This window comes from Neoroseomonas soli (assembly GCF_018129065.1).
Taxonomy (GTDB): Bacteria; Pseudomonadota; Alphaproteobacteria; order Acetobacterales; family Acetobacteraceae; genus Neoroseomonas; species Neoroseomonas soli.
The window spans coordinates 1-14,406 of sequence record NZ_JAAEDM010000096.1; the positions used below are offsets into that span (position 1 = coordinate 1).

Sequence of the window (14,406 nt, forward strand, 5' to 3'; positions counted from 1 at the left end):
GCGGGCCGGACAATCGCGACCTCTTCATCACCGAGAGCGAGTCAGGCAGCGTCCTGCGCACGCGCTGGGAACATCCCGGCCAGCCGCTGTTCTGCCACGCCTAGTGTCCTGCCCGCTTCGTTTGCTGGATTTTCAGCGAACGAAGCGGACAAGCAGGCCACTGAAAACAAAGGCTAGTGGCCTGAGAACGAAGTCCGCAGGATTTCGGAATCAGGACACCAGAGCAGATCCCGATCAGGTGGAATCACCTGATCGGGTTAAGAGGCTCGCAAGAACAAAGGCCTGGAGCGGTGTCCGCGAGCCGAGGCGAACCGAGGCCGCTCTAAAGGTTGCGCCGCTCTGCCCTGAGCGTCGGCAGGCCGATGCCGGTCGCGTCGAAGCCGCCGTCGACTGCGATCACCTGGCCCGTCAGATACGACGCGCGGTCGCTGCACAGGAAGAAGATCGCCTCGGCGAGTTCTTCCTCGAGCCCGTAGCGGTTGAGCGGGATCGCGTCGTGGTAGTCGCGGCGGATCTCGGGCGAGTGCACCGCCTTCGCCATCGCCGTGTCCACCGGCCCCGGCGCCACCGCGTTCACGCGGATGCCGAGGCCGGCGAGTTCCACCGCCTGCTGCTTCGTCAGATGCGCGAGCGCGGCCTTCGACGTGCCGTAGGCGACGCGCAGCGTGGATGCGCGCAGGCCGGAGATGGAGGTGATGTTCACCACCGCCCCGCCGCCGGTTTCAGCCATCAGCGGCGCTGCGGCCTGCGTGGTGAGGAACGGCCCGGACAGGTTCACCGCCAGCACGCGGGCCCATTCCTCCGGCGTCGTCTCCAGGATCGGCTTGAACACCGCGACGCCGGCATTGTTCACCAGCGCGTCGAGCCGGCCGAAATGCTCGGCCGCACGGCGAACCGCCGCCTGCACGCGGGGTGCGTCGGCCACGTCGCAATGCAGCGCGAGCGTCTGTTCCGGCGCGGCGAGGCTCGCCATCGCGGTGCCAAGCAATTCCGCATCGATGTCGAGCAGCGCCACGCGCCAGCCCTCGGCGCGGAAGCGGCGCGCGGCGGCGAGGCCGATGCCCCGTCCGGAGCCGGTGACCAGGGCGACCTTGGCGGTCATGCGCCGAACTCCACATGGCGGGCGCAGGGCAGGGCAGGGGTCATGGGAGCCTCCATTTCCTCGCCACGGCATCCTTCCACGCCCGGGGATTGTGGCACAGCCTGCATCCCCCGGCCGCGGGGCGGCCCTCCGGCACAGGTGCCGGACGCGCAGACAGCGTCGGCCGCCGCTGGTGACGGAAGACCGGGAAAGACGGAACCTTTGGCGGGAAACTGGAGCGGGCGATGGGAATCGAACCCACGACATTCAGCTTGGGAAGCTGACGTTCTACCTCTGAACTACGCCCGCAACTGCCCCTCTATAGGCGGGCCGGGCCGTGTCGGGCAAGAAGCCCCGGTGCGGCCGGGCTGCCCCTCCTGCTTGACCGCCGCCCCCGGCCGGGCGTAACGACAGGCTCGGCGGCAACGCCCCTCGCGATTTGTCCGGCCAGCTTGCGGCGAGGTCCCTCCAGGGGTCGCTTCCGAAAGGAAGCGGAAAACAAACGCGCTAAACGGCCGCGGGGATGCCCGGCATCCCCTCCCCGTGAGGGGGCCGGACGCCATCGTTCCGTGAAGGTGCCGCCCCATGGCCAAGTCCCGCCGCCCCGACCGCCCCCTCCGCCCCGGCACGCTATTGGTCCGCGGCGGTCAGATGCGTTCCGGCTTCGACGAGACGGCCGAGGCGCTCTTCCTCACCTCCGGCTTCGTCTACGACAGCGCCGCCCAGGCCGAGGCGACCTTCGCCGGCACCGAGCAGCACTACCAGTATTCCCGCTTCGGCAACCCGACCGTCGGCATGCTGGAAGAGCGCATCGCCGCGCTCGAGGGGGCGGAGGCCTGTCGCGCCACCGCCACCGGCATGGCGGCGGTGCATGCCGCACTGCTCGCGCACCTCAAGATGGGTGATCGGGTCGTCGCCTCCCGCGCGCTGTTCGGGTCCTGCCATTGGATCATCTCCACCCTGCTGCCGCGCTACGGCATCGCGACCGAATTCGTGGACGGCGCCGATCTGAACCAGTGGGAAGCCGCGCTGTCGAAGCCCGCGAACCTCGTGCTGCTTGAGACGCCGTCCAACCCGATGCTCGAGATCGTGGACATGCGCGCGGTCTGCGACCTGGCCCACAAGGCCGGCGCGATCGTCGTGGTGGACAATGTCTTCGCCACGCCGCTGCTGCAGAAGCCGATGCAGTTCGGCGCCGACGTCGTGGTCTATTCCGCCACCAAGCATTTCGACGGCCAGGGCCGCGTGCTCGGCGGCGCGGTGCTGGGTTCGAAGAAGTGGGTGGAGGAGGTGGTGGCCCCCTTCATCCGCAACACCGGTCCCTCGATCAGCCCGTTCAACGCCTGGACGATCCTGAAGGGCCTCGAGACGCTGCACCTGCGCGTGCCCGCCATGTGCCGCAACGCCGCCGCGGTGGCGGACATGCTGGCTGAGCGGACGGAAGTGGCGCGCGTGCTCTACCCCTTCCGCGCCGATCATCCGCAGCAGAAGCTCGCCATGGCGCAGATGTCGGCCGGCGGCACCGTGGTCACCTTCGACCTGAAGGGCGGCAAGGACGCGTGCTTCCGCTTCATGGACGCGATGCAACTGATCGACATCTCGAACAACCTCGGTGACTCGAAGTCGCTCGCGACGCATCCGGCCACCACCACGCACATGCGCCTGGGCGCCGAGGAGCGTGCGCGCCTCGGCATCACCGACGGCACGGTGCGACTCTCGGTCGGGCTCGAGGATGTCGAGGACATCATCGACGACCTCTCCCAGGCTCTCGACGCCGCGCAGCCGGCGGCGCGGGCGGCGGAATAGGCCGTGGCGCTTGAGACGTGGCTCGCCTTCATCGCCGCCTCGGCGGTGATGGTGGCGATCCCAGGGCCGACCATTCTGCTGGTGATCGGCCAGGCGCTCGGCGCGGGGCGCGGCGCGGTGCGGCCGCTCGTCGCCGGCGTGGCGCTGGGCGACCTGACGACGATGACGCTGTCCCTGGCCGGGCTCGGCGCGCTGCTGGCGGCCTCCGCCACGCTGTTCACCGTGCTGAAGTTCGCCGGCGCCGCCTATCTCGCCTGGCTCGGCGTGAAGCTCTGGCGCGCGCCGGTGGCGGCGGAGGCGCTGCCGCCGGTCACGGCCCCGCGCGCCTTCCGCGACGCCTATGTGGTGACGGCGCTGAACCCGAAGTCGATCGCCTTCTTCGTCGCCTTCGTGCCGCTCTTCCTCGACGCCGGCCGGCCCTTCCTGCCGCAGGCGGCGCTGATGATCGCCAGCTTCGTTGTGCTGGGCACGCTGAATGCGGCGATCTACGCCGTGCTCGCGGTGCGGCTTTCGGGGGCGGTGCGGCGGCCCGCGGTGCGCCGCGCCTTCAACCGCTGCGGCGGCGCGATGCTGCTCGGCGCGGGGGTGGCGACCGCGACCATGCGTGGCGGCCAGTGACACAGGATCGCCGCGAAGATGGACAAACTCCCCGCCCTGGGGCTTGAGTAAGGGCTGGGGAGTGATGGTCGCCATGGCCAGGAAGGACGAGTTCAGCGCGACCACGCGCGACATCCGCGTCACCGTCCGAGCCTTCTACCTCGCGGACCAGTCCGAGCCGGAACGTGGCCAGTTCGTCTGGGCCTATCGCGTGGAGATCGCCAATACGGGGCGGGAGACCGTGCAGTTGCTGCGCCGCACCTGGCAGATCACGGACGGGCTCGGCCGGACCCAGACCGTCCACGGCGCGGGCGTGATCGGCGAGCAGCCGGTCCTCGAGCCCGGCGGGCGCTTCGAGTACACCTCCGGCACCCCCCTCGCCACCGCCTCCGGCTTCATGCAGGGGGCCTATCACATGGTGGTGACGCGCAGCGGGGAGCCCTTCGACGTCACCATCCCGGCCTTCAGCCTCGACAGTCCGCACCAGCCTTCGGCCCGGCTGCACTGAGGCTCCGGCTTGCGCGCTCCGGCTCCGCCCCCAATCTACCGCGACGAGGAAGGTGTCGTGACGCGGCGGCTCGGACACCCGACCGACGTTGTGCGCCCTTGGAAAGAACCCCCGACGTGAACATCCATCAGCCCGCTTCCCGTCCCGCGGACGACCAGGCCGCGACGCTCCAGCGCCCGACCCAGGCCGAGGCCGAGGACGCGATCCGCACCCTCCTTCGCTGGGCCGGCGACGATCCCAGCCGCGAAGGCCTGCTCGACACGCCCCAGCGCGTTGCCAAGGCGTATCGCGAATGGTTCTGCGGCTACGAGGAAGATCCCGTCGAACTCCTCGCCCGCTCCTTCGAGGAGGTCGAGGGCTATGACGAGATGGTCGTGCTGCGCGACATCCGCCTCGAGAGCATGTGCGAGCACCACATGTGCCCGATCATCGGCAAGGCGCATGTCGCCTACCTGCCGAACGGGCGCGTGGTCGGCATCAGCAAGCTCGCCCGCGTGGTCGAGGCCTACGGCAAGCGCCTGCAGATCCAGGAGAAGATGACGGCGCAGATCGCCAACACGCTGCTCGACGTGCTCCAGCCCAAGGGTGTCGCGGTGGTGATCGAGGCCGTCCACCAGTGCATGACGACCCGCGGCGTGCACAAGACCGGCGTGTCCATGGTGACCAGCCGCATGCTCGGCGCCTTCCGCGACGACCCGTCCACGCGGCGGGAATTCCTGTCGATGATCCAGGGCAGCCGCGGCAGCGGGGAAGGCTGAAGGCGGCAGCCCCCGCCGCGGATGCCGGCGCGGCGGCGAGGCGGTTTCCACCTCGGTTGAAACCGCTCCCGGCATCTTTGAGCGAGCATCTTCACGCATCCGGCTGACTCCAGCCGCATGCGACCGGTTCTACAGGTCCGACCAGGCGTCCCGGCTGTCGAAGCGGACCTCGTTGGGGGCGATCTGGGCCCAGCGCGCGATCTGGTGGGTGCGCGAATCCCAGGTCCAGCCGCGCGGCGTCCGGTCGATCGACACCTTGGCGATGTTGATGTCGTACCAGAGCGGCTCGCCGGTCATGGCATCCGCCCCCGTGCCGGGCGACACGGCGAAGTAGCAGGCGGTCGCCGGGGCGGGGATGTCGTCGCTCGGGTCATAGACGCCGTCGATGCCCATCCAGCGCATGGCGACGCGCAGCACGTTGACCTCGATGATCCGCCAGCCGCCGGATTGCTGCCAGCGCGAGCTCTGCGGGGCGATGTTCTCGGCGATGTCCGGCCCGCCGAGTTCGAGCGCCATCAGGTGGCCCTTGTCGGTGCCCGGGCCCTTGCCGGTGTGGTAGCCGCTCCAGGGCGAGGGCGGGGAGGGGCGTCCCGCCGTCGTGACCGGCACGACGATGCCCCGCACCTGGCGCGGGTTGCGGGAATCCGCGAGTTCCTCGTTGCTGGTCGGCTTGTTGTCCGAGATCGTCACCAGCCCGGCCCAGTCCGGGCGCTGCCGGCCGCCGACCATGGAGTTCGACGTCACCGTTGCCATGGCGGGATCCTGTCCTGCAGCGGTCGCGGGGGAGGATGATGCCCTGCCCGGGCCTTTCTGTCGCGTGGGTTGAATGTCGCGTCAGGCGATGGCCTCGGCCTCCACTTCAACCTTGAAGTCCGGGGTCGCCAGCCCGGCGACGATCAGCAGCGTGCTGGCCGGGGCATGGCCCTGCAGGAAGGCGTCGCGCCGCGCCCGCCAGGCGCCCACCAGCGACGGATCGGTGAGAAACACCGTCATCTTCACGATATTCGCCGGCCCCATGCCGTGTGCCGCCAGGATCGCGCCGAGATTGGCGAGGGATTGGTCGATCTGCGCCTCGGCCTCCCGCACCAGGGAACCGTCCGGCCGCAGCCCGACCTGGCCCGAAACCACCAGCCGCCGGCCCTCGCCCTCGATCAGTGCCGCCTGGGAGTAGCGCGACTGCGGTTGCGGCGCGCCGGGCGGGTTGGAGAAGGCGATGCGGGCCATGGCGGGATCTCCGGTCAGGTGCGGGGCAGGGGCTCCGCCTCCACGGGCGGCGGGACGGCCTCGCCCGGACGGGGCGGGGCCTGGATCAGGGCGCGCAGGTTGCGGCGCATCTGGTACTCGAATTCCACGTTCAGGTCGTTGCCGGCCTGGCGGACGATCTCCTCGGCGGCGCGGGTGCGCTCGGCCGGGCTGCCGGCGGGTCGGACGGCGGCGCGGCGGACCTCGGCCTCGGCGAAGCCGGCGGGGCTGCCGTCCTCGCCCACCACTTCGAGCCGGCAGCGCAGGGTGCAGGTCAGGCGCTCGGTTGCCGTGGTGAAGACGCCGCCGGCGCCGGCGCCTTCGCGCGTCAGCGTCGCGATCTGCACGCGGAAGCGGGCATTGGCGGTCCCGCCCCCGGCCGCGAGCCGGTCCCGCGCCATGGTCAGCACCACATCCTGCGGCACCAGGGGGGCCGGCGGCATGGTGCGCGTCGCCGCGGGGTCCGTAGCCGCGACGACCTCGATCCGCCCGACCGCGAGGCGCAGCGGCGTCAGGTGCGAATAGGAAGGCGGCGCGGAAGGCGGCGGCGGCGGTTCGGAGGCCCGCCCGCAGGCAGCGGCGGCGAGCGCGGCGGACAGCGCCGCGCGACGGGACAGCGACACCCCGTTCAGCCCTGCGCGCCGCGCAATTCGGCGCGGTCGAAGCGGAAGCCGAGGTTGCAGAACTCGCAGGTCATGGTGATCGTCCCGTCCTCCGCCATGTGGTCGAGGTCCTCCTCGCCGAATCCCGCCAGCACGCCGGCGAGCTTCGCCCGCGAGCAGCGGCAGCCGTAGGAGAGGGCCCTCGCACGGTCGAGGGCAAGACCCTCCAGTGCGAAAAGACGGTGCAGCAGCCGTTCGCCCGGCAGCGTGTCGTCCAGCAACTCGGCATCGGTCAGCGTGGCGGCGAGCGCGACGGCGGTGCGCCAGGCCTCGTCCTGCGCCTCGGCGTCGAGTTCGGCGGCGATGCCGCCCTCGCCGGCGACGCGTTCGAGGATCAGCGCAGCGGCTCTCCAACCGGCCTCGGTCTTCGCGCAGGCGAGTTGCACATGCGTCATCAACTGTTCCGAGGTGCGGAAGTAGGTGCCCGTCATTTCGGTGAGCGTCTCGCCCTCGATGGCGACGATGCCCTGGTAGCGATCCATGTCCGGACCCTGGTCGCAGGTGAAGGCCAGGTAGCCCTTGCCGAGCAGCGTCGCGGCCGAGGGCGTGGCGTCCTCGGCCAGCAGCGGGGCGATCCGGTCGTCCTGCGCGCGGGCATAGCCGCGCAGCGCGCCGCCATCCGTGCAGTCGGCGAGAAGCATGGGCACCGGCCCATCGCCCTTGGCCTGCAAGCTGAAGGAGCCGCGGAACTTGAGCGCCGCCGCGAGGCCCGCGGTCAACGCTAGGGCCTGGCCGGCCAGCGCGGTGACGGCGGGATGCGTGTCGTGGCGCGTCAGCAGCGCATCGGCGAGCGGCCCCAGGCGCACCAGGCGGCCGCGGACGGGGCGGTGCTGCAGGTGAAAGGGCAGCACGCCGCGCGGGACCACCAGGTCGGGCACCGGCGGGCGGTCATAGTTGAGGAAATCGGGCGTGGCGGAGGGTTCGGTGGGACTGGACACCGCGCCTAGATAGGGCGGGAGGGGCGCCGCGTCCAAGTCGTGGCGGCACTTTAGGATTTTAAGACTTTAGGCCTTTATCGAGGGCAGTTATCGGGGTGGGTGGGGCGAAAAAAAGGATAGAATTCTTATATCCTGGGCCTGGGAGCGCAGGCAAGTCGCGCATGCGGCGCGCTGCGAGAGGGGCGTTGCCCCCCTCGCGCTCCCCCCACCAAAGGCCGAAGGGCCTTTGGAAACCATGACTTGGTCATGGTGCCGGCCGTCATGCCCGGTGCCAGGGAACGGTTTCCAAAGGCCTTTCGGCCTTTGGCCGGGTGGTCTGGAGGGGCGGAGCCCCTCCAGGACGAAAGGGCCGGTCTGGGGGGGGCGGAGCCCCTCCAGGATGAAAGGGCTGGTCTGGAGGGGCGGAGCCCCTCCAGGACGAAAGGGCTGGTCTGGAGGGGCGGAGCCCCTCCGGCGGAACCTCACCCGCCGGCGAGCGCCCACAGCAGCACGCCCTTCTGCGCGTGCAGCCGGTTTTCCGCCTCGTCGAAGATGACGCTCTGCGGTCCGTCCATCACCTCGTCGGTGATCTCCTCCCCGCGATGCGCGGGCAGGCAATGCATGAGGATCGCGTCCGGCGCCGCGTGCTTCATCAGTTCCGCGTTCAACTGGTACGGCGCGAGCAGGTTGTGCCGCGCCGGCGCGCGGCCTTCCGTCTCGTCCGACATCGACACCCAGGCATCGGTGACGACGCAGCGCGCGCCCGCCACCGCGGCCTTCGGATCATTCGTCAGCTCGATCTTCGCGCCCTGCGCGCGCGCCCAGTCCACCAGCGCCGCGGGCGGCGCCAGTTCCGGCGGGGTCGCGATGCGCAGCACGAAGCCGAAGCGCGCCGCCGCCTGGATGAAGGACTGCGCGACGTTGTTGCCGTCGCCCGTCCAGGCCACGACCTGGCCGGCGATGGGGCCGCGATGCTCCTCGAAGGTCATCACGTCCGCCATGATCTGGCAGGGGTGGGACACGTCGGTCAGGCCGTTGATCACCGGGATGGTGGCGTATTCGGCCAACTCGCGGATCTTCCGCACGTCGTCCGTGCGCAGCATGACGGCATCGACATAGCGGGACAGCACGCGCGCCGTGTCCTTCGGCGTCTCCCCGCGGCCGAGCTGCATGTCCTTCGACGACAGCACCACCACGTCGCCGCCGAGCTGGCGGACGCCGACCTCGAAGGACACACGGGTGCGGGTGGACGGCTTCTCGAAGATCAGCGCAACGGTCTTGCCGGCGAGCGGGCGGTCGGTGACCTCCCCGCGCTTGGTCCTGGACCCGAGATCCAGCATGTGGCGCAGCGAGGCCGCGTCGAAATCCATGATCTCGAGAAAGTGGCGGGGGGCCGGTGGCCCCCCGTCGATCGGCTTCAACATTGCACTCACTGGGCCGCGGCCTGGGCCGAGGCTCCCGTCATGCGGGCGATGGTGCGGTCGAGCAGCGCAACCGCCTCGTCGGCCTCGGCCTCGGTGATGATGAGCGGCGGCGCGAGCCGCAGCACGTTCATCCCAGCCGCCACCGTCAGCAGGCCCTCGGCGACGGCGGCGGCCTGCATGTCGCCGTTGTTGAATTCCGGCTTCAGCTTGATGCCGACGAGCAGGCCCGCGCCGCGGACCTCCTCGACCACCGCCGGATGCTTCGCCGCGAGGCCGACCAGCCCCTTCCACAGGTGCCGCGCCACGCGGTCCACCTGGTCCAGGAAGCCCGGCGCCATCACCACGTCCATGACGGCGAGGCCGGCCGCGCAGGCCAGCGGATTGCCGCCATAGGTCGTGCCGTGCGTGCCCGGCTTCAGGTGCTTGGCAACCTTCTCCTTCGCCAGGATCGCGCCGAGCGGGAAGCCGCCGCCGATGCCCTTCGCCGAGGACATCACGTCGGGCTCGATCCCCGCCCACTGGTGCGCCCAGAGCTTGCCGGATCGGCCCATGCCGGTCTGGACCTCATCGAGGGCCAGCAGCAGGCCGTACTCGTCGCACACGGCGCGCAGTTCCTTGAGGAACCGCAGCGACGCGGGTCGCACGCCGCCCTCGCCCTGGATGGGCTCGATCATGATGCCCGCGGTGCGCTCGTTGATGGCCGCGCGCACGGCGTTCATGTTGTCCCAGGGCACGTGTTCGAAGCCCTGCACCGGCGGGCCGAAGCCGGCGAGGTACTTCTCGTTGCCCGTGGCCGATAGCATCGCGAGCGTGCGGCCGTGGAAGGCGCCCTCGAAGCAGATCATGTGGAACCGCTCGGGGTTGCCGTTCTCGGCGTGGTACTTGCGCACCGCCTTCACCATGCCCTCGTTCGCCTCGGCGCCCGAGTTGCAGAAGAAGACGCTGTCAGCGAAGGACGCCGCCACGTGGCGCGCGGCGAGTTCCTCCGCCTGCGGCACGCGATACAGGTTCGAGACGTGCATCACCTTCGCGGCCTGCTCGGCGATGGTCTTCACCAGATGCGGGTGACCATGGCCGAGGCTGGTGGTGGCGATGCCGGCGCCGAAATCCAGGAATCGTCGCCCGTCCGACGTCCACAGGCGCGCGCCCTCACCCCGCTCGAAAGCAAGGTCGGCACGGTTGTAGGTCGGCATAAGGGCGGGGATCACTGAATCCACTCTCCGCTCGTTTCCTCCTCGCGGGCACTCGCGACCACCGCGGTGCTGGCGCGGAGGAAAGGCGGGACAATGCCGGAAACGCGGCGGGGAAGAAAGGCCGGGGGAAGGAATTCCCCCCGATCCCGTTTCATTTCCCTGTTCGGCGCCCTGGCCGGCCTTATTCTTCCCCGTGAGCCGACCTGCCGCCGCCCCGCCGGAAGAAGGCGAGGTTCGGCGGGAGCGCCTGCGCGGCACGAAGGACCGTCCCGGCTTCCGCCGGAGTGGATTGCGACAGCCGCCGCACCGCGAAGTCCAGCGCCCGTGCGGCGGCTTCGGGCTTCTCGCCCAGGCGGCGCAGGCGCCGCAGGGCGGTCTCGATGGCGCGCCGGTCGGCCGGCGCGAGGTCCGGCCGCCGCAGTTGCTCGTGGAACAGGGTGATGGCGCCGCCGATCTGCATGGCGGCGATGCTGCCATCCACCGCCGGCAGGAGCCGGGCACCGCCCCGCTCCGCCCAGCCCACGACGCGCAGCAGCCGGTGCCGCAGCCGCGCCTGCCGGACGTGTCGATGGGCCGCCGCCTTCGCGTCCGCGGCCATGTCCTGCAACTCATGCACCATCATGGCGACCAGCATGTCCATCCGCCGGCGCGCATCGGCGGGAAAGACATGCCGGAAGGCGAGCAGCGCGATCGCCGGCGCCAGGACGACCCCGGCCGCCGTCGCGAGTGAGGCCGCGAAGGTTCCGGACAGCGGCCAGGCCGGCTGGAGCAGCAGCAGCATGACCATGGTGAAGTCGATGGCGCCGAGCATGGTCCGCCGGTGCGCCACCGGCGGCGCCGCGAGCAGGATGAAGGGCATCATCATCAGGACGAGCTGCAACTCGCTGGTGGCGAGGGGCCAGGCCAGCCACCGGCAGGCCAGCGCCGCCATCGCGCCGAAGACCTGGTTGACGAGGACGTGGCGCATGATGAAGGCCGGGTTCTCCGCCGTGGAGAACAGCGAGATCATCACCGAGGTCCCGAGCATGACGTAGGGCCCGGCGGCCCACCCTGTCAGCAGCCAGGCGAGGCCCACCAGCAGCAGCGTGCCCGTGGCGCGCAGCGCCGCCTGGCGGGCGCCGATCCAGTCGCGGTGCAGGATGAGTGGATTGCGGGGATGTGCGGGCTCGGCGGCGTCCACGCCGGGCGCGAGCCGCGCGGCCAGCGCGGCATGAAGCCGCGCGACGGCTTCGTGCAGGGTTGGCCGGTCGCGGGAGAGTGCCTCCGCCGCCCGCAGCGCGGCGATCGCCTCGGCGGGCGGGGCGGCGTCCTCGAGCGCCTGCGCCGCGCGCGACAGCGTCCCGGCAAGCGCGTCATCCGGCGCGTCGGCCCCGGCGCGCGTATGCCTCGGCGCACCGGCCCCGGCGAGCGCATGATTCGGCGCGCCGGCCTCGGCGAACGTATGATTTGGCGCGCCGGCTTCGGCGCGACGCAGCCAGAGGAAAGCGGAGACCTGCGCCGCCACCACCCCGCGCAGCGCGCGGCCGGAGCGGCGGCTTCGCAGCGAACCCGCGCCGTGGCGGTCGAGCGCATCGTCGATCGCCGCCATCTCGGAGAGGATGGTGCGCTGGCCGGTCTCGTCCAGACGCGCCTCGCCGCGCAGCCGCCCCGCCATGGCGTGCAGGATCTGCGCCGAGAGGCGGCGGACCCGGCCTTCGACCTCGTCCTCCGCCTCCTGCGGCGTGAAGAGCAGGCCGGCGACGGCGCCGACCGCCACGCCGAGCAGCACGGTCAGCAGCCGGTCGATGCCGAGCGCGGCGAGATGCCCCGGATGCGCCACGTCGAGCAGCGCGACCATCGAGGCCGAATAGCCCGCGAGGATGGTGCCGTAGGCGACGAAGCCGCGCAGCACGTTGCCCAGCCCGGCGCAGAGGCCGATCCACAGCGCGAGGCCGACGACCAGGATGGGCGTGTCGTCCCCCGCCGCCACCATCAGCAGCACGCCGGCCGCCACGCCGGCCACGGTGCCGGCGGCGCGGAAGAGGCTCTTTTCGAGCAGCATGCCGCGCACCGGCTGGGACGCGGCCCAGACCGTCATCGCCGTCCATTGCGGATGCTCGAGGCCGATGAGCTAGGCCGCCAGCAGGCCCACGCAGGCGGTGAGCGCCGTGCGCATCGCATAGCCCATCCGCGCGGGGTCGAAGCCGAGCCGGGCGAGGGTGGCGGCCGTGCTCATGCCGGCGCGTCCCGCAGGCGGCGGTCGATGCGGGCGAAGACATCGAGCGTGGTGGCGATCTCGGCATCGGTGACGTCGGCGAGCATGTCGGCCTCCCCGCGCGAGAGTTTCCAGCCGATCTTCTGTAGCGCCGCGTGCCCGGCCCCGGTGAGGAAGATCAGCTTCGCGCGCCGGTCCCGCGCATCGGGGCGGCGTTCGACCAGTCCGCGGGCGACGAGGATGTCGAGGAGGCGGACCAGGCTCGACCCGTCGATCCCGACCAGCGCGGCGAGATCCTTCTGGCTGATGCCGTCGCCCGATTCCTGCAGGTGGATCAGCGGCGGCCAGGTCGCGTCGCTGAGGCCCATGGCGGCGAGGCGCCGGTCCAAGGCGCGGCGCCAACGGCGGGCGAGCAGGACGAACTCGATCCCGAAGCGGGCGCGGATTGGCGCAGAGGTAGATGGCATAACAAATTAATTGAATTAAAATGATTTGTAATACAATGTAATTTTCCATGCCGAAGCGTCCGGGCATGGGGCCTTGGGGGCAGGGTCAGGGCTGGCCGGGTGCTGTCGCGCCTCGGGCCCGCGGCCGCCGATGCCGGATCGGTTCAGGGCGCCCGGCGCGCGCCTGCCCGGCGCGATGCCCAGGCTCGGCAAGGCGCGCCTGCTTCTGTTCAGGGCGCCGGGCGCGCGGGCGCCCGGCGCGATGTGTCAGGCGGGGTCGCCGTGGTCCGCGACCAGCCCCGCAGCCTCGATCCCCGCGATGCAGCATTCCTCGTCCTTCGGCGAGGCATCTCCGCTGATGCCCACCGCACCGAGCAGGACGTTGTTGGCGTCCCGCACCAGCACGCCGCCCTGGACCGGCACGGCCTTGCCGCCCGTCAGGTCCGACAGCGCATTGGTGAAGCCGGGCACTGCCTGCGCGCGGCGGGCGAGTTCGCGCGTGCCGAAGCCCATGGCGAGCGCGCCGTAGGCCTTCCCGGTGGCGATCTCGGGGCGGAGGATCGAAGCGCCGTCCTCACGCTTCGCCACCTTCAGCTGCCCGCCCGCATCAAGCACGACGACACAGAGCGGCAGCAGCCCGAGAGCGCGCCCCTTGGCGAGTGCGGCATCGGCGATCTTCTCGGCCTGCGCGAGGGTCAGGCCGTTGATGGCGGCGGGGTGGGCGGGCTGGGGCATGTCGTGGGCCTTTTCTTGGACGGAACCCCGGCCGATAGGCGGTCAGCGCCGCCGTGTCGAGCCGCCCCGGCTGCCCTGGCCGCAAAGCCGTTCACAGGGCACGCCGTCCCGGTCGCCATCGAGCCGCGTCAGGCCGCATTGCTGGAAGTGGAACATCGCCTCGGCGCAGCTCGTCATCTCGGTGCAGTAGCGCTTGGTGCCGCAGGCGAAGGGCTGGCTGGAGCGTGGGGCCGGTTCGCGCGGCGGCCATGCCTGGGCCAAGGCCCCGCCCGTCGGCAACAGGAAGAGCAGCGCAGTCAGGCATGCCATCCGGCGCGCGCTGCCGGGCCGGTGCGAGGCATCGGGCATTCGCTTCCTCCCCACAGGGGCCGTCATTGTGTCGGCCGGGCCTCCCGCCAGCCTAGAGCGGTTTCCGTTCGCCTGGGCTCACGGACACCGATCCAGGTCTTTGTTTTTGCCAGCATCTTCACCCGACCAGGTGAGTCCACCTGATCGGGATCTGCTCTGGGGCATCGCGCCCGCGCTGCGCGACCGTGGCGTCAAGGCGCCTCGCCGCTGCAGATCGACGCCATGCTCCGGTCGCGTGCACGCCCATGCCGAAACGCTCCGCGGTCATCACGGTTGGGATCCGCGTCTCGCCGCGCGCGCCCATGACGTGGCGCCCCGTGTCCATCCCGGTTGCGATCCCCGCCTCGCCTCCCGCGCGCACCCATGCGAGAAGGCGCCGATGGCGGATGACCGGGACGGGACGGCGCGGCGCGGCCGGCGGGAGGCACGCCCGGCGGGCAATGCCCCCACCGCGGCGCGGCTGCGGGAGGCCGCGCTCGCGCACCTCGCCCGCTT

General features: G+C 71.1%; 15 protein-coding genes and 1 tRNA gene. 4 read left to right on the forward strand and 12 right to left on the reverse strand.

Annotation, left to right across the window (positions count from 1 at the left end; translation table 11 throughout):
- Window positions 1-322: 322 nt before the first annotated feature.
- On the reverse strand, window positions 323-1,102 hold the full coding sequence (locus GXW76_RS22150; protein ID WP_211864284.1) for an SDR family NAD(P)-dependent oxidoreductase: 780 nt from the start codon (window positions 1,100-1,102) through the stop codon (window positions 323-325).
- Window positions 1,103-1,315: 213 nt separating this feature from the next.
- A tRNA-Gly gene (locus tag GXW76_RS22155) sits at window positions 1,316-1,390 on the reverse strand.
- Window positions 1,391-1,666: 276 nt separating this feature from the next.
- Between GXW76_RS22155 and metZ the strand changes: the two genes are divergently transcribed.
- The 4 genes from metZ to folE all read left to right on the forward strand — a co-directional run bounded on the left by metZ (window position 1,667) and on the right by folE (window position 4,750).
- On the forward strand, window positions 1,667-2,887 hold the full coding sequence (metZ, locus tag GXW76_RS22160) for an O-succinylhomoserine sulfhydrylase (protein ID WP_211864285.1): 1,221 nt from the start codon (window positions 1,667-1,669) through the stop codon (window positions 2,885-2,887).
- Window positions 2,888-2,890: 3 nt separating this feature from the next.
- Window positions 2,891-3,505 carry a LysE family translocator gene (locus GXW76_RS22165; RefSeq protein ID WP_211864286.1) on the forward strand — a complete coding sequence of 205 codons (615 nt, stop codon included), beginning with the start codon at window positions 2,891-2,893 and terminating at the stop codon, window positions 3,503-3,505.
- 73 nt (window positions 3,506-3,578) lie between these two features.
- Window positions 3,579-3,992, forward strand: a complete 414-nt coding sequence (gene apaG, locus GXW76_RS22170; protein WP_211864287.1) for a Co2+/Mg2+ efflux protein ApaG — start codon at window positions 3,579-3,581, stop codon at window positions 3,990-3,992.
- A gap of 116 nt (window positions 3,993-4,108) precedes the next feature.
- Window positions 4,109-4,750 carry a GTP cyclohydrolase I FolE gene (gene folE / locus GXW76_RS22175; RefSeq protein WP_338151017.1) on the forward strand — a complete coding sequence of 214 codons (642 nt, stop codon included), beginning with the start codon at window positions 4,109-4,111 and terminating at the stop codon, window positions 4,748-4,750.
- Window positions 4,751-4,879: 129 nt separating this feature from the next.
- Here folE and GXW76_RS22180 read toward each other — a convergent pair whose 3' ends face one another.
- The 10 genes from GXW76_RS22180 to GXW76_RS22225 form a co-directional block, all read right to left on the reverse strand.
- Window positions 4,880-5,503 carry a hypothetical protein gene (locus GXW76_RS22180; RefSeq protein ID WP_211864289.1) on the reverse strand — a complete coding sequence of 208 codons (624 nt, stop codon included), beginning with the start codon at window positions 5,501-5,503 and terminating at the stop codon, window positions 4,880-4,882.
- A gap of 81 nt (window positions 5,504-5,584) precedes the next feature.
- Window positions 5,585-5,974: a RidA family protein gene (locus GXW76_RS22185; protein ID WP_211864290.1), complete on the reverse strand. Its 390-nt coding sequence runs from the start codon at window positions 5,972-5,974 to the stop codon at window positions 5,585-5,587.
- A 14-nt stretch (window positions 5,975-5,988) separates the two neighbouring features.
- Window positions 5,989-6,615, reverse strand: a complete 627-nt coding sequence (locus tag GXW76_RS22190) for a hypothetical protein (protein WP_211864291.1) — start codon at window positions 6,613-6,615, stop codon at window positions 5,989-5,991.
- 5 nt (window positions 6,616-6,620) lie between these two features.
- Entirely contained in the window at window positions 6,621-7,592 is a 972-nt protein-coding gene (gene hslO, locus GXW76_RS22195; RefSeq protein WP_211864292.1) for an Hsp33 family molecular chaperone HslO, read from the reverse strand.
- Between the two features lie 461 nt (window positions 7,593-8,053).
- Window positions 8,054-8,995, reverse strand: coding sequence for an ornithine carbamoyltransferase (argF, locus tag GXW76_RS22200; protein ID WP_211864293.1), 942 nt, complete (start codon window positions 8,993-8,995; stop codon window positions 8,054-8,056).
- A 5-nt stretch (window positions 8,996-9,000) separates the two neighbouring features.
- Window positions 9,001-10,203, reverse strand: a complete 1,203-nt coding sequence (locus tag GXW76_RS22205; protein WP_211864294.1) for an aspartate aminotransferase family protein — start codon at window positions 10,201-10,203, stop codon at window positions 9,001-9,003.
- Between the two features lie 166 nt (window positions 10,204-10,369).
- Window positions 10,370-12,295 carry an FUSC family protein gene (locus tag GXW76_RS22210; RefSeq protein WP_338151018.1) on the reverse strand — a complete coding sequence of 642 codons (1,926 nt, stop codon included), beginning with the start codon at window positions 12,293-12,295 and terminating at the stop codon, window positions 10,370-10,372.
- 104 nt (window positions 12,296-12,399) lie between these two features.
- Entirely contained in the window at window positions 12,400-12,849 is a 450-nt protein-coding gene (locus tag GXW76_RS22215) for a MarR family winged helix-turn-helix transcriptional regulator (RefSeq protein WP_211864296.1), read from the reverse strand.
- Window positions 12,850-13,095: 246 nt separating this feature from the next.
- The gene (locus GXW76_RS22220) at window positions 13,096-13,563 is read right to left on the reverse strand and encodes a GlcG/HbpS family heme-binding protein (RefSeq protein WP_211864297.1); all 468 of its coding nucleotides are present in this window, start codon (window positions 13,561-13,563) and stop codon (window positions 13,096-13,098) included.
- Between the two features lie 42 nt (window positions 13,564-13,605).
- Window positions 13,606-13,911, reverse strand: coding sequence for an excalibur calcium-binding domain-containing protein (locus tag GXW76_RS22225; protein WP_211864298.1), 306 nt, complete (start codon window positions 13,909-13,911; stop codon window positions 13,606-13,608).
- Window positions 13,912-14,406: the final 495 nt, after the last annotated feature.